The organism is Cribrihabitans pelagius, from assembly GCF_048820915.1.
Lineage (GTDB): Bacteria > Pseudomonadota > Alphaproteobacteria > Rhodobacterales > Rhodobacteraceae > Cribrihabitans_A > Cribrihabitans_A pelagius.
Genome location: NZ_JBMERR010000005.1, coordinates 164,459 through 182,258 on the forward strand (window position 1 = coordinate 164,459; position 17,800 = coordinate 182,258).

The 17,800-nt window shown below is 65.0% G+C and carries 17 protein-coding genes and 1 tRNA gene; 11 read left to right on the forward strand and 7 right to left on the reverse strand.

Annotated elements, in window-relative coordinates:
- Positions 1 to 40 precede the first annotated feature (40 nt).
- The 5 genes from sufC to ACOHX0_RS06490 are packed head-to-tail and all read left to right on the forward strand — an operon-like array spanning position 41 to position 4,356.
- Complete coding sequence (sufC, locus tag ACOHX0_RS06470; protein ID WP_420675870.1) at positions 41 to 796, forward strand: Fe-S cluster assembly ATPase SufC; 756 nt, start codon at positions 41 to 43, stop codon at positions 794 to 796.
- Complete coding sequence (sufD, locus tag ACOHX0_RS06475; RefSeq protein WP_420675871.1) at positions 797 to 2,077, forward strand: Fe-S cluster assembly protein SufD; 1,281 nt, start codon at positions 797 to 799, stop codon at positions 2,075 to 2,077.
- Entirely contained in the window at positions 2,077 to 2,562 is a 486-nt protein-coding gene (locus ACOHX0_RS06480) for a YIP1 family protein (RefSeq protein WP_420675872.1), read from the forward strand. The genes sufD and ACOHX0_RS06480 overlap by 1 nt, the downstream gene beginning before the upstream one ends.
- Positions 2,559 to 3,143, forward strand: coding sequence for a YIP1 family protein (locus ACOHX0_RS06485; protein WP_420675873.1), 585 nt, complete (start codon positions 2,559 to 2,561; stop codon positions 3,141 to 3,143). The genes ACOHX0_RS06480 and ACOHX0_RS06485 overlap by 4 nt, the downstream gene beginning before the upstream one ends.
- Positions 3,136 to 4,356: a cysteine desulfurase gene (locus tag ACOHX0_RS06490; RefSeq protein ID WP_420675874.1), complete on the forward strand. Its 1,221-nt coding sequence runs from the start codon at positions 3,136 to 3,138 to the stop codon at positions 4,354 to 4,356. Before ACOHX0_RS06485 ends, ACOHX0_RS06490 begins: the two co-directional genes overlap by 8 nt.
- Before the next feature lie 54 nt (positions 4,357 to 4,410).
- Here the strand turns inward: ACOHX0_RS06490 and tmpB are convergent, their stop codons facing one another.
- Together tmpB and tmpA are read right to left on the reverse strand one after the other, a co-directional pair.
- Positions 4,411 to 5,016, reverse strand: a complete 606-nt coding sequence (gene tmpB, locus ACOHX0_RS06495) for a (R)-1-hydroxy-2-trimethylaminoethylphosphonate oxygenase (protein WP_420675875.1) — start codon at positions 5,014 to 5,016, stop codon at positions 4,411 to 4,413.
- 4 nt (positions 5,017 to 5,020) lie between these two features.
- A complete protein-coding gene (gene tmpA / locus ACOHX0_RS06500; protein ID WP_420675876.1) occupies positions 5,021 to 6,154 on the reverse strand; it encodes a 2-trimethylaminoethylphosphonate dioxygenase in 1,134 nt (377 codons plus the stop codon).
- A gap of 99 nt (positions 6,155 to 6,253) precedes the next feature.
- Between tmpA and ACOHX0_RS06505 the strand changes: the two genes are divergently transcribed.
- Positions 6,254 to 7,123: a LysR family transcriptional regulator gene (locus ACOHX0_RS06505; RefSeq protein WP_420675877.1), complete on the forward strand. Its 870-nt coding sequence runs from the start codon at positions 6,254 to 6,256 to the stop codon at positions 7,121 to 7,123.
- 36 nt (positions 7,124 to 7,159) lie between these two features.
- Here the strand turns inward: ACOHX0_RS06505 and ACOHX0_RS06510 are convergent.
- Both ACOHX0_RS06510 and mepK read right to left on the reverse strand, forming a co-directional pair.
- A tRNA-Arg gene (locus ACOHX0_RS06510) sits at positions 7,160 to 7,236 on the reverse strand.
- Positions 7,237 to 7,434: 198 nt separating this feature from the next.
- Positions 7,435 to 8,004 carry a peptidoglycan L,D-endopeptidase MepK gene (mepK, locus tag ACOHX0_RS06515; RefSeq protein WP_420675878.1) on the reverse strand — a complete coding sequence of 190 codons (570 nt, stop codon included), beginning with the start codon at positions 8,002 to 8,004 and terminating at the stop codon, positions 7,435 to 7,437.
- 351 nt (positions 8,005 to 8,355) lie between these two features.
- On the opposite strand from mepK, the gene ACOHX0_RS06520 reads away from it, so the two are divergent.
- The 4 genes from ACOHX0_RS06520 to ACOHX0_RS06535 are packed head-to-tail and all read left to right on the forward strand — an operon-like array spanning position 8,356 to position 12,634.
- Positions 8,356 to 9,996, forward strand: coding sequence for a L,D-transpeptidase family protein (locus tag ACOHX0_RS06520; protein WP_420675879.1), 1,641 nt, complete (start codon positions 8,356 to 8,358; stop codon positions 9,994 to 9,996).
- A 38-nt stretch (positions 9,997 to 10,034) separates the two neighbouring features.
- Positions 10,035 to 11,108 (forward strand): UDP-3-O-(3-hydroxymyristoyl)glucosamine N-acyltransferase, encoded by a 1,074-nt coding sequence (gene lpxD, locus ACOHX0_RS06525; RefSeq protein WP_420675880.1) that lies wholly within the window; start codon positions 10,035 to 10,037, stop codon positions 11,106 to 11,108.
- 53 nt (positions 11,109 to 11,161) lie between these two features.
- Positions 11,162 to 11,419: an acyl carrier protein gene (locus ACOHX0_RS06530; RefSeq protein ID WP_420675881.1), complete on the forward strand. Its 258-nt coding sequence runs from the start codon at positions 11,162 to 11,164 to the stop codon at positions 11,417 to 11,419.
- Between the two features lie 6 nt (positions 11,420 to 11,425).
- Positions 11,426 to 12,634, forward strand: a complete 1,209-nt coding sequence (locus tag ACOHX0_RS06535; RefSeq protein WP_420675882.1) for a beta-ketoacyl-[acyl-carrier-protein] synthase family protein — start codon at positions 11,426 to 11,428, stop codon at positions 12,632 to 12,634.
- Positions 12,635 to 12,711: 77 nt separating this feature from the next.
- Here the strand turns inward: ACOHX0_RS06535 and ACOHX0_RS06540 are convergent, their stop codons facing one another.
- The gene (locus tag ACOHX0_RS06540) at positions 12,712 to 13,353 is read right to left on the reverse strand and encodes an invasion associated locus B family protein (protein ID WP_420675883.1); all 642 of its coding nucleotides are present in this window, start codon (positions 13,351 to 13,353) and stop codon (positions 12,712 to 12,714) included.
- A gap of 466 nt (positions 13,354 to 13,819) precedes the next feature.
- Here ACOHX0_RS06540 and ACOHX0_RS06545 point away from each other — a divergent pair, with 466 nt between their 5' ends.
- Entirely contained in the window at positions 13,820 to 15,346 is a 1,527-nt protein-coding gene (locus ACOHX0_RS06545; protein WP_420675884.1) for a helicase HerA-like domain-containing protein, read from the forward strand.
- A 122-nt stretch (positions 15,347 to 15,468) separates the two neighbouring features.
- Here the strand turns inward: ACOHX0_RS06545 and ACOHX0_RS06550 are convergent, their stop codons facing one another.
- Both ACOHX0_RS06550 and ACOHX0_RS06555 read right to left on the reverse strand, forming a co-directional pair.
- Positions 15,469 to 16,791 carry a branched-chain amino acid ABC transporter permease gene (locus ACOHX0_RS06550; protein ID WP_420675885.1) on the reverse strand — a complete coding sequence of 441 codons (1,323 nt, stop codon included), beginning with the start codon at positions 16,789 to 16,791 and terminating at the stop codon, positions 15,469 to 15,471.
- Positions 16,788 to 17,798: a branched-chain amino acid ABC transporter permease gene (locus tag ACOHX0_RS06555; RefSeq protein WP_420675886.1), complete on the reverse strand. Its 1,011-nt coding sequence runs from the start codon at positions 17,796 to 17,798 to the stop codon at positions 16,788 to 16,790. Before ACOHX0_RS06555 ends, ACOHX0_RS06550 begins: the two co-directional genes overlap by 4 nt.
- Positions 17,799 to 17,800 lie beyond the last annotated feature (2 nt).

The window sequence follows — 17,800 nt, forward strand, 5'->3', positions numbered from 1 at the left end:
GGGCGAAGCGGCCCGCAACAGAACGCGAAGCGAGGAAAATATGCTCGAGATCAAGAACCTGCACGTGAAGCTCGAAGAAGAGGACAAGCAGATCCTGAAAGGCGTCGACCTGAAGGTCGAAGCCGGCAAGGTGCATGCCATCATGGGCCCCAACGGTTCCGGCAAATCGACGCTGTCTTACGTGCTGTCGGGCCGCGACGGTTATGAGGTGACCGAGGGTTCCGCCGAGCTGCTGGGAGAGGACATCCTGGAGATGGAGCCGGAAGAACGCGCCGCGGCCGGCATGTTCCTGGCGTTCCAGTACCCGGTGGAGATCCCCGGCGTCGGCAACATGACCTTCCTGCGCACCGCGGTGAACGCACAGCGCAAGGCGCGCGGCGAGGAGGAGATCTCCGCCTCCGACTTCCTGAAGCTGGTGCGCGAGAAGGCCAAGAGCCTGAAGATCGACGCCGACATGCTGAAGCGCCCGGTCAACGTCGGCTTCTCCGGCGGTGAGAAGAAGCGCAACGAAATCCTGCAGATGGCGATGCTGGAGCCCAAGCTCTGCATCCTGGACGAGACCGACTCCGGCCTCGACGTGGACGCGATGAAGCTGGTCGCCGAAGGCGTGAACGCGCTGCGCGACGAGGGCCGCGGCTTCCTGGTGATCACCCACTACCAGCGCCTGCTGGACCACATCAAACCCGACGTGGTGCACATCCTGGCCGATGGCCGTATCGTCAAGACCGGCGGCCCCGAGCTGGCGCTGGAAGTCGAGAACAACGGCTACGCCGGCATCCTGGCAGAGGAGGCGTAAATGGCCCTGCCCGAAGTCAAGCAAAGCGCAACCGAGGCGCGGCTGGCCGCGCTCACCCTTCCTGAGGGCGGCTGCCTGATGAAGGCGCGCCAGGCGGCGCTGTCGCGGGTGCAGACCATGGGTCTGCCCTCGCGCCGCGACGAATACTGGAAGTACACCAAGCCGGACACGCTGGTGCAGGCCGAGGCGCTGGAAGCGGCCGTCTTCCACGCCGGCGAGGCACCGATGTTCAGTGCCTTTGACCGGCTGAACATCGTCTTTGTCGATGGTGTCTTTGATGCCGAAGCCTCCGACGATCTGTCGCTCGAAGGCGTGACGATCGACCGGCTGCAGGATATCTGCGGCAAGGATATCCATTGGGCCAAGGACTTGTACGGCGTTCTTGAAGCACGCGGCCAGACTCCGGTGGAACGCCCGCTGGCAGCTCTGAACACCGCCTTTGCCTCCGACGGTCTGGCGATCCGGGTTACCGGCAAGGCCTCCAAGCCGATCAACCTCACTTATGTGCATTCGGACAAGACCTCCGACGCCATCCTGCACCACGTGATCCGCGTGGAAAGCGGCGCAGAGGTAACGGTGCTGGAAAACGGCCCCGCGGCCTCGCGCTTCAACAAGTGCATGGAGATCGACATTGCCGATGGCGGCCAGATGCACCTGGTGCGCGCCCAGGGCCGCGATCACGAGCGCCGCGCCGCGACGCATTTGTTTACGCGCCTGGGCGCCGAGTCGGTGTTCAAGAGCTTCACCCTCACCGTGAACGGCGTGCTGACCCGCAACGAAGCGGTGATCGAGCTCACCGGCGACGATGCGGTTGCGCATATCGCGGGCGCCTGCGTCGGCGATGGTGACTTCCACCACGACGACACCGTCTTCATCACCCATGACGCGGTGAACTGCGAAAGCCGCCAGGTGTTCAAGAAGGTGCTGCGCAACGGTGCTACCGGCGTGTTCCAGGGCAAGATCCTGGTGAAGGCAGGCGCGCAGAAGACCGACGGTTACCAGATCTCGCAGTCGCTGCTTCTGGACGACGACAGCCAGTTCCTCGCGAAGCCCGAGCTGGAGATCTATGCCGACGACGTCGCTTGCTCGCACGGCTCCACTTCCGGCGCGATCGACGAAGACGGCCTGTTCTACCTGCGCTCGCGCGGGGTGCCGGAAGCCGAGGCGACCGACCTGATGACGCTCGCCTTCCTGGCCGAAGCGGTTGAAGAGATCGAGGATCCGCGCATCGCCGCGGATATCGTCTCCCGGCTCGAAGGCTGGCTGGCCCGGCGCCGCTGATGTCCGTCACCACGGATATCCCGGCAACCTACAGGCGGCCGCGCAGGGTGTTTGCGCGGCTTCTTGGCATGGGGCCGCGTGAAGACCGCCTGCTGGCGATGCTGATCGCGGCCTGCTGCCTGCTGTTTGTGGCGCAGATGCCGAAGCTGGCGCGGGAAGCGCATCTGACCGGGCAGGAGCTGAATATGCTGCTCGGCGGCTCGCTCCTTGGGCTGGTCTTCATCTTGCCGCTGCTGCTTTATGCGCTGTCCTGGCTTGTGCATCTGATCGCGCGCGCCGCGGGCGGGCAGGGCGGCAGCTACCAGGCCCGGCTGGCGCTGGTCTGGGCACTGCTGGCGGCGAGCCCGCTGATCCTGCTGCATGGGCTGGTGTCCGGTTTCATCGGTCCGGGCCCGGCTCAGGATCTGGTCGGCTTCCTGTGGTGCATCGTATTCGTGTGGTTTTGGGTATCCGGCATGATTCAAGGGTATTGGGCACGGGCATGAGCGCGCTGGCTGACTTCGCCCTCCTGACGGTGAAGACACCGGGGGAAGCCGCGCGCCGTCTGCTGGAGCGCCACTGGAGCCGCGAGGCGCTCTGGACCGCGTTCCTTCTGTCGGTGGTGCTTAACACGCTGGTCTACACGCTGCAGCGGGTCTTGTTCCCGCTGCCGCCCGAAGCCCTGCTGCCGCGGTTCTCGCCCGGCGTCTATTTCGGGCTGATGATGGTGGTGCAGTTCAGCTTCATTGCCATGCTGACCACTGCTGGCCGCTGGCTTGGCGGTGCCGGTGACCTCAGGGCGCTGCTGGTGCTGGTGGTCTGGCTGCAGCTGTTGCAGGCCGCGGCCAATGCGGCCGTCAGCTTCGTTTTCCTGCTGCTGCCACTGCTGGCGGCGTTCCTGAACCTCGGAGTCAGCGTCCTGGCGTTCTTCATCCTCTTGCATTTTGTCAAAGAGGCGCACAGCTTCGGCTCCGTCTGGCGGGCGCTGGGGGTGGTCGTGATGGCCAGCCTGATCCTGCTCTTCGCCGCTATCTTTCTTGCCGGTCTGATCGGGCCGGCCAATCTGGGACTGCCCGACAATGTATGACGTGGAAAAAATCCGAGCCGATTTCCCGATCCTTTCGCGGGAGGTGAACGGCAAGCCGCTGACCTATCTGGACAATGGCGCCTCGGCCCAGAAGCCGAAAGCGGTGATCAACGCGGTGAACCGCGCCTATTCCGAGGAATATTCCAACGTTCACAGGGGTTTGCACTACCTCTCCAACCTCGCGACCGAGAAGTATGAAGCCGTTCGCGGAATCATCGCCCGGTTCCTGAATGCGGGCGACGAGCACTCGATCGTGCTGAATTCCGGCACCACCGAAGGCATCAACCTGGTGGCCTATGGCTGGGCCATGCCCAGGGTCGAGCCGGGCGACGAGATCGTTCTGTCGGTGATGGAGCATCATGCCAATATCGTGCCCTGGCACTTCCTGCGTGAACGCCAGGGCGCCGTGCTGAAATGGGTCGATACCGAAGCCGACGGCAGCCTCGATCCGCAGAAAGTGATCGATGCCATCACCCCGCGCACCAAGCTGGTGGCCGTCACCCAGTGCTCCAATGTGCTGGGCACCGTCGTCGATGTGAAGGCGATCACCGAAGCGGCGCATGCCAAGGGCGTGCCGGTGCTGGTCGACGGCTCCCAGGGCGCGGTGCATATGCCCGTCGACGTGCAGGACATCGGTTGCGACTTCTACGCGATCACCGGCCACAAGCTTTATGGCCCCTCTGCCTCCGGCGCGATCTACATCAATCCCCAGCGCATGGCCGAGATGCGCCCCTTCATCGGCGGCGGCGACATGATCAAGGAGGTCAGCAAGGATCAGGTGATCTACAACGATCCGCCGATGAAGTTCGAGGCCGGCACCCCGGGCATCGTACAGATCATTGGGCTGGGCGCGGCGCTGGAGTACATGATGGATCTCGGCATGGAGAACATCGCAGCACACGAGGCGGGCCTGCGCGATTACGCGCTCGAGCGGCTGGGAGGTTTGAACTGGCTGACCCTGCAGGGCACTGCGCCGGGCAAGGCGGCGATCTTCAGCTTCACCATGCAGGGCGCGGCGCACGCGCATGACGTTTCCACCATTCTCGACAAGAAGGGCGTGGCGGTGCGCGCAGGCCACCATTGCGCCGGGCCGCTGATGGACCACCTCGGCCATTCCGCCACCTGCCGCGCTTCCTTCGGCCTCTACAACACCAAGGCTGAGGTCGACACGCTGGTCGACGCGTTGGAACTGGCGCACGATCTGTTTGCTTGACACAACGGTGCCCAAGGGCTTTGCAAAGCCCTTGGGCTCTGGTCCGGAGACCGATTACCTTGCGGAATTGCCCGCGCTCATGTGCCTGTCGACCATTCGCTGCACCATCGGTGCAAAGTGCCAATAGTCCGGAGTCTGCATGTCTGCCCGCTTTCCGGCTTCATCCAGATAGCGCACCGCGATGATCTGGCTAAGGTTCGGGTTCTTCTCGAAGTCCGCCGCTTCCTCCGCATTCATCGGCCCGCCCTGCAGGTTCAGCGAATGGAGGGAGGCCTCTGAAAGGCGGTTGAAATACTCTGGTTTGGTGGCGCAGAGATAGCGCTTGGCCGCCACATGATAGCGCACGCAATCGGTGATCACCGAGGGAAAGAAGCGCTCCAGCACCTCCGCGCCCGCTTCCTCGTGAAACCTGTCTTGGGTGTCATTCATGCTGAACGTCCCGAACTCGCTGGTGAAATGGCCGATATCATGCAGCAGCGCGCCGACGATGATCTCCTCGGGCTGGCCGTTTGCCTCGGCGATCGCAGCGCCCTGAAGCATGTGTTCGGTCATGGTAACGGGTTCGCCCAAATATTCCTCATCGCCACGGCGGTCGAAAATATCGCCAATGAAGGCAACGATATTGTCCGGGGTCAGTGTGCTGAATTCCTGCTTGCCCATCTGCTCAGACCCGGTTTTGCGCGTTCAGCACGTTGAGAGTGGACATGAGCCCGTCCTTGTCGGCGTAAGCCCCCTGCAGCCAGCGCGAGCCAGCGCCGGAATAGCCCAGCCGCGCATGCAGCACGCGGGTGTTGTCGACGATGAAGCTTTCGCCCGGCTCCAGCTTGAAGGACACGCCCATGCTGGGGTCGTCGATGATCCCGCCCAATCGGCGGTAGGCGGCGTAATAGGCCTCCATCTGGGCAAAGGGCACATCCACGAAAGGTGCGGAGGAGCGGTTGTTGAAGCGGATGCCGGTCAGCTCGCCATCGGATGACAGTTCGATCATCGGGCGGCGCGACGACAGATGCACCCCGTCCGAGCCTTTGTACTCGAACCGCGCCGGGCAGCCTGCGAGCAAAGCAAAGCCCTCCGGGTCTTCCTCCCGCAGCCGCTCCGCCGCGCGGAAGCCGTCCACTACGATGCTGTCGCCGCCCTCGGCCGAGTTCTCCAAGCAATAGAGGATCTGCAGTGTCGGCACCGGGTCGCGGTAGGGGTTGTCGGTATGCGCCTGCAGGCCGAGCCCGGTGAAGGCGAGGTTGGTGGGGTTCACCTCGGTACGGACCTCGAAATGGCGGCCATAATTGGTCTCCCGCACAAAGCCGAACATGTCCACGCAGTCGATCAGCGCGCCGTCGCGCACCGGGCCGTTTTCCAGCTTGGCAACGCCGAGCCGGGCAATCGCGCCCAGCCAGTCCCGCTTGACTGCCGGGTCGGCCTGCACGGCATCCCAGTCGAAAGCAGGCACCGCCTGCCGGTTGTCCCAGGTCATTACACCCTCTGGCGTGCGGCCAAATTGCATATTCCGGTCAGAATCATAGGCGTGGGTCTTCAGCCACGCACCGGGGAAGGACACGGTCTTGCCCTCGGGCGCAAAAGTGATGGTCAGCGTATCGTCCTCAACGGCGGCGGTGCTGATCCGGGTATCGCCTGGGATGTCGCCGATTGTGATCAGCCGCTGGCCATTGCCGGGGGAACGGGTCTCCGGGTCCAGCGCATTGTCGCGCAGCCAGACCGCATGGAAGCGATGGCTGCTGCCATCGGCAAAACGCACGGTCAGGAAACGGCCGGATGCATCGGCGGTGACGGAACGGGGCATGGTGTCTCTCCGGTTTGGCCTGGTTCACGCTTGCTTAGCTAGCCGGTCTCAGTCATCAAAAGAACTGTTTAATTCAGGGCTGGAGGCTCAGGTTTTCTAATGACAGAGACACGCACTCCCAAGCGGCTGCCGCCGCTCGACTGGCTGCGGGTGTTCGAGGCGGCGGGGCGGAATGGCAATTTCACCGCCGCAGCCAAAGAGCTGGGCGCGACGCAGGGGGCCGTGAGCCAGCGCATCCGCAATCTCGAAAGCTGGCTGGGGCGCAAGCTGTTCCTGCGCGCGGCCCGGGGCGTCGCGCTCACCGTCGACGGAGAGAGTTACCTGCCGCTGGTACAGGACTCGCTTCGGGCGCTGGAGCAGGGCACCAGCAACCTCTTCGGCCAGGGTCTGCGCGAGTTGCGCATCGCGGCGCTGCCCTCGCATCTGGAGCTTCTGGTCCTGCCGCGGCTGGGCCGCCTTGCCGCGGCGTTCCCGGGCCTGCGCCTGGTGCTGGACACGGTGCCCAAGCGCGGCGAGTTCGAGGCCGCGGGCGCGGCGGTCCACATCCGCTATGGCCGCGGCGACTGGCCGGGCCGGGCAGCGGCGCTGATTGCGGGGGAGGTCCTGCAGCCGATGACCGCACCGGGGCAGGCAGAGGGCTGGCGCCGGCTGCCTGCGATCACCCTGCGCGGCGAGCGGCCTGGCTGGAGCGAATGGGCCCGGCTCACCGGCCAGCCCGCGCCGCAGGACGGCTGGCTCTCCGCCGATTCCATGTCGCACGCGCTGCAGGCGGCGCGTCTGGGGCAGGGGGTGGTGCTGGGCTCCCGCGTGCTGGCGCGCGATTGCCTCGCGCTGGGAAGCTTGCAGACCGCGCCCGCCCCGGAGCTGCCAATCACCGACGGCTACTGGCTGACCTGGCCCCCGAGCCTCGGCAGATCAGCGCGCCAGAATGCGGTGCTTGATGCGTTGGCGAAGGCGCTCGCCGCGTAAGGCCTGCGTCCTGAACAGCATTGGGTTTGGGGGGAGTGGCGCACCTGAGAGGATTCGAACCTCTGGCCTCTGCCTTCGGAGGGCAGCGCTCTATCCAGCTGAGCTACAGGTGCCTGGATGTGCGGCGGGTATAGCGGGCAGCGCTGGCGGCTGCAACGGCAAATTTTCCGGGAACCGATTTTATTCTCAGGCGTTTTTTGCGGGGAAGGGACAGGATCCGCATGACACAGGCAGCAACCGCAGCACATAAAAAAAGCCCGCGTGCAGAAACACGCAGGCCCAGGCGGGTAGAGGATACCCGTAGCTATGGTTCAGCCGTTCCAGCTGCGGACCTGGCCGCAATCCATGTGCACAAAATTGGAGCGCGCGTATTTGCCGACGCCGCCGGCGCGGCAGGCCTGGGCCGCTTTGGCCATCTGTGCGACCGAGCGCGATGCCAGCCGCAGATCGGCGGCCTGGCCGCGCATGTGCAAGGAGTTCTTCGCCACCCCGCGCGACCGGCGCCGCAGCATGGCGTTGGTCTTGGGGCTGCGGTAGCCCGACAGCAGCATAAAGGGTTCGTTCACATCGAGCAGGTTGTGCGAGGCAGCCATGATGTCGATGGTGCGCAGGTCCATCTGCTTGACGTCGCCGGTGCGCCAGTCCCGCATGATGTGGTTAACCTCGGCAACCGCGTCGGCGATGTACTCGCCGTCAATCCAGTAAACCATGTCGAGCCGTTCGCCGGTGCGGCCCGAATACATGCGGATCCGGCGGATATCGCCGCCGCCGCGAAGAAAGCCTGCCGCATTGGAGAAAGTCGGCGCCGCCGCTACTGCCGTTGCTGCGAACACACCCAAAAGGGAACGCCGGGACAAGCCCGTGCTCTTGAATTCTGCCATGTTTCCTGTGCCGTCCCGTAAGCGATTTTGTCCTGCCAACTTGCCCGATGTTACGGGCGCGCTAACCTTCTTAGTTAACGTGAGGTGTATATGCCACAGGCGGACTCGTGAGCCAAGTTTTGATTGCCGCACTGCGGCCGAAGCGGCGGATTTCGGCGAAATCCTGCGCATGAGGGGAGGGCGGCGGAACTTTTCCCCGCGACTGTGGCGCGGCGGCCGCATAGGCGCGGCGCCGGTGCATCACCGCCGGATTTTACCGGATGTGATTGGACAGGCGGCTGTGGCCTTTACCAGAATTTCAGGTAGCTACAGCCAAAATAGAACATCGAGCGGCTTTAAGGATTTGAAGAAATGATGCGTGACACCGCCGGAACATTTGCGCCGAAATTCAAGGCCGGGCTGTTTGCCCTGGCACTGGGCGGGCTTGCTGCCACCGGCGGGCATGCCGCGGATCAGGCGCCCGGTCAGCAGCAGGTGCCGCCCGCCTTCCGCCAAGCCGTGGCCGAGGCTGCGGCGGCCAGTGATGCGGTGGCGGCGTTCTACCGCCAGAACGGCTATCAGGCGATCTGGACCGCGCCCGGCGCGGCGGCGCAGGCGCGCCGCGCCGCGCTGATCGCCGCGCTGGAGGAGGCGCCCGCACATGGGCTGCCAGACCGTTCCGGCGAGGTGCGCAACCTTCTTACGCTGCTGCGCGATGCCCGCACCGCCCACGAGCTCGGTGCGGCGGAGGCGGCGCTGAGCCGGGCGCTGGTCGGCTATGCCACCGATCTGCAGACCGGTATTCTGGTTCCCTCGCGCATCGACGACGGCATGGTGCGCAAGAAGAAGACGGTGGACGGCACCGCCTTCCTGCTCGGCATCAGCACCGAACAGCCCCTCGCCTTCTTGCGCAGCCTGGTGCCCGCGACGCCGCAATACCGCGCGCTCCTGCGCGAGAAGACCCGGCTGGAGCAGACTCTGGCCCACGGCGGCTGGGGCCCGGCGGTGCAGGCGGAAAAGCTGGAGCCGGGCGATGAAGGCCCCGCCGTCGTGCAGCTGCGCAACCGGCTGATGGCGATGGGCTATCTTTCCCGCAGCGCCTCGCGCCGTTATGACGCCGCGCTGGAGCAGGCGGTGCGCGGCTTCCAGGCCGCGCACGGGCTCGCCGTGGATGGCGTTGCCGGCACGGGCACGCTGGGCGAGCTCAACAAGCCGGTGCCGGAGCGGCTGAAATCGGTGATAGTGGCGCTGGAACGGGAGCGCTGGCTGCCCGCCGACCGCGGCGCACGGCATGTCCTGGTGAACCAGACCGACTTCACAGCCAAGATCATCGACAATGGCGACGTCACCTTTGAGACCCGCTCGGTGATCGGCAAGAACACCCATGACCGCCGCAGCCCCGAATTCTCCGACGAGATGGAGCATATGGTCATCAACCCGAGCTGGTACGTGCCGCGCTCGATCGTGACCAAGGAATACCTGCCCAAGCTGCGCAGGAACCCCAACGCGGTGAGCCACATTCAGGTGACCGACCGCCGCGGCCGGGTGGTGAACCGCGGGTCGGTGGATTTCTCGCGGTATACGGCTCGCAACTTCCCGTTTTCGATGAAACAGCCGCCCAGCCGCGGCAATGCGCTTGGCCTGGTCAAGTTCATGTTTCCGAACAAATACAACATCTACCTGCACGACACCCCGCAAAAGAGCCTGTTCGGCCGCGAGGTGCGCGCCTTCTCGCATGGCTGCATCCGGCTGGCGGAGCCGTTTGAGTTTGCCTACGCGCTGCTTGCCCGGCAGGAGGAGGATCCCAAGGCGTTCTTTCACCGCGTGCTGAACACCGGCCGCGAGACCCGGGTCAATCTGGAACAGAAAGTGCCGGTGCATATCATCTACCGCACCGCGACGGTCTCCAATGACGGGCGCGCGGAATACCGCCGTGACGTCTACGGCCGCGACGCCAAGGTCTGGGCGGCGCTGGAGCAGGCAGGGGTGGTACTGGCCGGCGTTCAGGGCTAGATACCGGGCCCAGACTGGATAAGCTGAAAGGGCCTGCCATGTTCACAATCCGCCAGATCTCCGAGCAGCTGGGCGCCGAGGCGCAGGGCGACCTCGATCTGCAAGTCACCGGCGCCGCCGAACCGCAGGACGCGGGCGCGGACCAGCTGGCGATGGCGATGGACCCGAAATACGCCGAAGGTCTCAAGGCCGGCAGCGCCCGCGCCGCGATCCTGTGGGAGGGCGCGGACTGGCACGCCCTGGGCCTGGAAGCTGCGATCTTCGCACCGCGCCCGCGCATGGCCATGTCCGGTGTCACCGCGATGCTGGACCGCGGCCAGGGAAACACCAGCGGCATCCACCCCTCCGCGGTGATCGACCCCACCGCCGAACTGGGCGAGGGTGTGAGCGTCGGCCCGCTGGCGGTGATCGGCGCCGGGGCGAAAATCGGCGCCCGCTCGGTGATCGGCCCGCAGTGTCACATCGGCGCAGACACGGTAATCGGCACCGACGCCCACCTGCGCGAGATGGTCTCGGTCGGCGCCCGCGCCCGCATCGGCAACCGCTTCCGCGCGCAGCCGGGCGCCCGGGTCGGCGGCGACGGGTTTTCTTATGTGACGCCCGAGGTTTCCGGCGCGGAAAACGCCCGCAAAACAATGGGCGACCAGGACGGCGCCAAGGCCCAGTCCTGGGTCCGTATCCACTCGCTGGGCGCGGTGACCATTGGCGATGACGTCGAGCTGGGCAGCAACTGCACCGTCGACAACGGCACCATCCGCGACACCGTGATCGGCGATGGCAGTAAGCTCGACAACCTCGTGCATGTGGGCCACAACACCCGCGTCGGCCGCGACTGCCTGCTGTGCGGGCAGACCGGCGTGTCCGGCTCGGTGGATATCGGCAACAACGTGGTGCTGGGCGGGCAGACCGGCGTGGTCGACAACATCTTCATCGGCGACGGGGTGATTGCCGGCGGCGGCACCAAGATCCTGTCGAACGTGCCCGCGGGCCGGGTCATCATGGGCTACCCGGGCGTGAAGATGGACACCCACACCGAGATGTACAAGGCACAGCGCCGCCTGCCGCGCCTGATGCGCGACATTGAGGCGCTGAAAAAGGCGGTTTTCAAGTAACAAACAACGGATTACATCTGCCGCAAATCCACCACCGGATCAGAGGTTGCCGCATGAGCACGCAGGACAAGGTTATTGCGATCATCGCCGAACAGGCGGTGCTGGAGCCCTCGGATGTGACCCTGGACAGCAGGCTGGAGGATCTGGGCATCGACAGCCTGGGCCTGGTGGAAAGCATCTTCGCGATCGAGGAAGCTTTCGACATCACCATCCCCTTCAACGCCAATGCGCCGGAGCAGAGCGGTTTCGACATCTCCAGCGTGGCCGCGATCGTGGCGGGGATCGAAAAACTGCGGATGGAAAAAGCGTAAATTCCGATGAAACGCGTTGTGATCACCGGGGCGGGCACGATCAATGCCCTGGGCCACTCGGTTCCGGCGACACTGGAGGCGATGCGCGAGGGGCGCTGCGGCATCGGCGGTCTGGAGTTCCGCGATGTGGAGCGGCTGGCGATCCGCATTGGCGGCCAGGTCCGCGGCTTCGAGGCCGAGGGCCGCTTCAACCGCCAGCAGATGAGCCTTTACGACCGTTTCACCCAATTCACCCTGACCGCCGCCAAGGAGGCGGTCCGGCAGGCCGGTCTGGAGTTTCATGGCGAGCTCTCGGCAAGATCCGGCGTCGTGCTGGGCACCGCGGGCGGCGGGGTCTCGACCTGGGATGACAATTACCGCTCGGTTTACGAGGACGGCAAGAACCGGGTGCATCCCTTTGTTGTGCCGAAGCTGATGAACAACGCCGCGGCCAGCCATGTCTCGATGGAGTTCAACCTCAAGGGACCCGGCTTCACGGTCTCCACCGCCTGCGCGTCGTCGAACCATGCGATGGCGCAGGCCTTTCAGATGGTGCGCAGCGGCATGGCGCCGGTGATGGTGACCGGCGGCTCGGAATCCATGCTGTGCTTTGGCGGGGTCAAGGCCTGGGAGGGGCTGCGAGTGATGTCCAAGGACGCCTGCCGCCCCTTCAGCGCCAACCGCAACGGCATGGTGCAGGGCGAGGGCGCCGGTGTGTTTGTCTTCGAGGAATACGAGCACGCCCGCGCCCGCGGCGCTGAAATATTGTGTGAAATTGCAGGCTTCGCGATGACATCTGATGCGGGCGACATCGTCATGCCGAGCAAGCAGGGCGCCGCACGGGCGATGGCGGGCGCCTTGCAGGACGCAGGCGTTGCGCGCGAGCAGGTCGGCTATATCAACGCCCACGGCACCGGCACCGCCGCCAACGACAAGACCGAATGCGCCGCGGTGGCGGATGTCTTTGGCCCGCATGCGGACGAACTGATGATCTCCTCCACCAAGTCGATGCACGGCCACCTGATCGGCGGCACCGGCGCGGTGGAGCTTCTGGCCTGCATCATGGCACTGCGCGACGGGGTGATCGCCCCTACCATCGGCTACGAGGAACCCGACCCGGAATGCGCGCTGGACGTGGTGCCAAACGAGGCCCGCGAGGCGGAAGTCGAGGTGGCGCTGTCCAACGCCTTCTCCTTTGGCGGGCTGAACGCGGTGCTGGCGCTGCGCCGGATCTGATTGCCAGACCCTGACAATGAAAAACGCCGCGGCCCGGAGGCGGCGGCGTTCCTGTTTGTTTGGCAACGGCTTGCAGTTTACTGCTTGACCACATCCACCACGTTGTAGCCCGCGGTGAAGCCGTTGAGCGACAGTTTCATCGTCACCACCTGATCCGGCGCGGGGGCCGGGCGCAGCGACAGCACCGCTTCCTTGCCCTTCTTGAAGGCGTCGATATCGCCCTGGGTCAGGCCGATCTGCGCAACGCAGCCCATCTGGTTGCAGAACGAATAGTTGTAGCGCTTGCCGGGCGCGCCATCGATAGCGATGGTCAGCGCCGCAGGCAGCAGCGTCTCCAGCGGCACGATCACGGTTGCACCCGCCACGGCCTGCGCGCCCTTCTGCTCGATGCGGAACAGCGAGAACTCGGCAATTGCGTTGCCTTCGGGGCCTTTCATCACCTGCAGGAGCGAGCAGGGATCGGTGTCCTCCTCGGTGCGGACACAGGCCAGGTCCCAGGACCCGTGCTTTTCTTTCGAGTAGCGCTGGCCCAGCCGCGGCTCGCCATCTACCGGCTGCCCCAGATCGAGCACGCTGTCGGCGGATGATTCTGCCGGCTGCTCTGCGGCCTCTGCCTCGGTCTGTGCGGCCGGCTCCTCTGCTGCGGTCTCCTGCGCGGCAACAGGCGCGGCCAGTGCCAGGACTGCGGCCAGCGTGATCGGGGTCAGGGTCTTCAACATGAAAGCCTCATTTGTGTAAGGACGTGCGGCACCGCTGTACCATGCTGCTTTGTCGCTGTCAGGGGGAAAGAGGTTGGCGGCAGGAAATCCGCGCACTGAAGCTTGCTCCGGGAAACTTCTGATATCAGACCAAAAAAGGGAACCCGGCGGTCCCCTTTTTCTTGGTGCGTCTCCCCGTCGGACTGGCCGACTTAGTTATTGCGTAGGACGTTACGAAAGGGCTGGCGTCCGGTCAACAAGCAATAGAAAAAAAATGCGGCAGCCCGCGGCACCTCCGGGAATTTGGGCGTATCGTAGGGGAAGCGGGGCCGGAAAAAAGCCGTGCCCTGAGGCACGGCCAGTCTGACAGGGAGGAAATGTCCGCCGTAGCAACCGCATGTGCTGGGCGGGCAAGATCATCCTCCCACGGAAGGGTTAATAAATCATGTTATCTACAGGCGGCCGCGCGCCGCGGGAGGGCACGGGGATGAGCCAGCAGGCAGAAACAGGGCAGATATTCATCGGCGGCGGCGGCGAGGGTTACGGGCAGGCGCAGGCGCTGCGCCTGCAATACGCCAACCGCCACGGCCTGATTGCAGGCGCCACAGGCACCGGCAAGACCGTGACGGTGCAGATCCTGGCCGAAAGCTTCTCGAACGCCGGCGTGCCGGTGTTTCTCGCGGATGTGAAGGGCGATCTCTCCGGACTTGCCAAAGCGGGCTCCGCTGAAGCCAAGCTGCACGGCGCCTTCACAGCCCGGGCGGAGCAGATCGGCTTTGAGAGCTACCGCTACCATGCCTGCCCGGTCACCTTCTGGGATCTGCTTGGACGAGACGGCCACCCGGTGCGCACCACCATTGCCGACATGGGCCCGCTGCTGCTGGGCCGCCTGCTGGAGCTGAGCGAGGCACAGGAAGGCGTGCTCAACATCCTGTTCCGGCTTGCCGATGACGAGGGGCTGCCGCTCCTGGACCTGAAAGACCTGCAAGCGCTGCTGCTCTGGGCCGGAGAGAACCGCACCGCGCTTGCCGGCCGTTTCGGCAGCATCCCTTCAGCCTCGATCGGGGCAATCCAGCGGCGGCTTCTGGTGCTGGAGAACCAGGGCGGCGCCAATCTGTTTGGCGAGCCGGCCCTGGCGCTTGCGGACCTCATGCGCCATGACGCGGACGGGCGCGGTATGGTCAACATCCTGGCCGCGCACAAGCTGATGGCGGCGCCGGGGCTCTATTCCGCCTTCCTGCTGTGGCTGCTGAGCGAGCTGTTCGAGGAGCTGCCGGAGGCCGGCGATGCGGACAAGCCCAGGCTGGTGTTTTTCTTCGACGAGGCGCATCTGTTGTTCGACGACGCTCCCAAGGCGCTGGTGGACAAGGTAGAGCAGGTCGCACGGCTGATCCGCTCGAAGGCGGTCGGGATCTATTTCATCACCCAGAAGCCCGCCGACATCCCTGAAGACGTCTTAGGACAGCTTGGCAACCGGATCCAGCACGCGCTGCGCGCCTTCACCGCCAAGGACCGCAAGACGCTGGCCCAGGCCGCCGCCACCTACCGCGACAACCCGCGGTTTTCGATCGAGGCGGCGATCCGCGAGGTGGGCGTGGGTGAGGCGGTGACCTCGTTTCTGGAGAAGAAGGGCGTGCCGGGCGTCGCCGAACGCACCCTGATACGACCGCCCAGCTCGCATCTGGGCCCGATCAGCGATCGGGAGCGGGCGCAGTTCGTGCAGGCATCGCCAATGGCAGCGAAATACGGCACCGCGCTGGACCGGCATTCGGCGCATGAAATCCTCGCCGGGCGGGCGGAGGCCGCTGCAAAGGAGGCCGAAGGGAAGGAGCCGGAAGGCCGCGCCTATGCCGAGCCCGGCCGCCACCCCCGGCCCTGGTCGGCACCGAAGAAGGAGCGCCGCAAGGACAGCCTGACCTCGGCGCTGAGGGATGCGGTGATCAAGGAGCTGAAGGGCACCACCGGGCGGCGGCTGGTGCGGGGTATTTTGGGTGGGCTGTTCAAGGGGCGCTGAGGCGCGTCTGGCTGGTTGCAAAAGAAAAAGGGTTTGGCGGTTGCCAAACCCTTTGCCTCCGGCGGGGATATTTTCGGCCAGAAGAAGCAACGGCGCCCTGCAAATGAAGGCGCCGTTTTTTGTTACTTTTCCGGGATCAGGCCGCGCGGGCTGAACCTGAGGACAAGGAGCAGGATGAGCCCCATGGTGAACAGCCGCATATGCGAGGCGCTTTCCAGCAGATGCGCCTTGAGCACGCTGCCGTCGGCGAGGCCCGCGGTGGCGAAATCGATCAGCATCAGCCCCATAGGCTCCACCTTGATCCAGAAGAACCAGATCAGCAGGCCGCCCAGCACGGCGCCGAAGTTGTTGCCGGACCCGCCGACGATCACCATGACCCAGATCAGGAAGGTGAAGCGCAGCGGGTTGTAAGTGCCGGGGGTGAGCTGGCTGTCGAGCGTGGTCATCATCGCGCCGGCAATGCCGCAGATCGCCGAGCCGAGCACGAAGATCTGCAAGTGGCGGCGGGTCACGTCCTTGCCCATGGCCTCGGCCGCGACCTCATTGTCGCGGATCGCGCGCATCATCCGGCCCCAGGGGCTTTTCAGCGCCATCTGCGCCATCCACAGGATCACCAGCAGCACCACAGTGAACAGGACTGCGTAGATCAGCTTGACGTAGATGGTGGAGGCCTCGACCGTGCTGAGCCCGAACGAAGCGGCCCGTTCGGCAAAGGCGGGATCGGCCTGCAGGTCGACCTCGTAAGCCATCGGCCGGGGCAGGCCGACGACGTTCTTCACGCCGCGCGACAGCCAGTCCTCGTTCTTCAGCACCGCGATGATGATCTCGGCAATCCCCAGCGTCGCAATCGCCAGGTAGTCCGAGCGCAGCCCCAGCGCGGTCTTGCCGATGAGCCAGGCCGCGCCCGCCGCCAGCAGACCGCCCGCGGGCCAGGCCAGCAGCACCGGCAGACCCAGCCCGCCGATATTGCCCGCAAGTGCCGGGTTGATCGCCTCAACGCCCTCGACACCGGGATCAAGCAGCGCGCGGTAGACGATGAAGCCCGCGACCAGCACTGCCAGGATCAGCAGGCCGCGCAGCGCGCCCGCGGGCATCATCCGCGCGATCATGACGGCACCGGCCACCGTGAGCGCGCCCAGCACCAGCGCCATCGCGATGCTGTAGCCGCCGGCACTCCAGGCGCCGGGCACCGGAGCGGTGGAGGTCAGCACCACCGCCAGCCCGCCAAGCGCGGTGAAGCCCATGATGCCGACGTTGAACAGCCCGGCAAAGCCCCATTGCAGATTCACCCCCAGCGCCATGATGGCTGAAATCAGCCCCATGTTGAGGATCACCAGCGCGGTGTTCCAGGAGCCCGAGAAGAACAGCACATCGGTCGCGCCCTCGGCCAGGATCAGCGCGGCGACAAAGACGAACAGAAGCGTGTGTTTGACAGTGCCGGTCATACCGCTTTCCCTTTGAAAAGGCCCGTGGGCTTGAACAGGAGGACAACGACAAGCAGCGCGAAGGAAACCGCGAACTTGTAGTCGGTGCTCAAGAGCTGCACCAATCCGTCCGGCGCCAGGCTTTCAGGCAGCGTGTAGGTCAGCACTTTTTTCCAGGCGTAGGTGATCAGCACTTCCGAGAAGGCGATGATGAAACCGCCCGCGATCGCGCCCAGCGGGCTGCCCAGCCCGCCGACGATGGCAGAGGCGAAGATCGGCAGCAGAAGCTGGAAATAGGTGAAGGGTTTGAACGACTTGTCGAGCCCGTAAAGCACGCCCGCAATGGTCGCCAGTGCCGCGACGATCATCCAGGTGTACATCACCACGCGTTCGGGGTTGATGCCGGACAATAGCGCCAGATCCTCGTTATCCGAGTAGGCGCGCATCGACTTGCCGGTGCGGGTCTTGTTCAGGAACCAGAACAGAAGTGCCACCACGATCACCGCGGTGACCACGGTGATGGCCTGGGTAGACTTGATCGCCAGCCCCTCGTCGAGCCCGGTCATCTGCTTGAAAGTGCGGGCGTTGATCAGGAAGCGCGCGCCATCGGCAAAGCGCTGATCGTCGGGGCCGATGATGAAGCGGACGATGCCGTTCATCATGAACATCACCCCCAGAGAAACCATCACGAAGATCACCGGCTTTGCCTTCTGCGCGCGGTAGAAGCGGTAGACGGTGCGGTCGGTGAACAGCGCGATGGCAATGGTGGCGAGGATGCCGAAGGGCAGGGCGAGCAGGGCGGTCGGCAGCGGGCCGAGGCTGATCCCCATCGACTGGAACATCCAGGTGAACAGGATCGTCACCATGGCGCCGAAGGCCATGGTGTCGCCATGGGCAAAGTTGGAAAACCGCAGGATCCCGTAAACCAGGGTCACGCCAAGCGCGCCAAGCGCCAGCTGGCTGCCATAGGCCAGCCCGGGAACCAGCACGAAATTGGTAAGCGCCACAAGGGCGTTGAGAAGGTCCATCA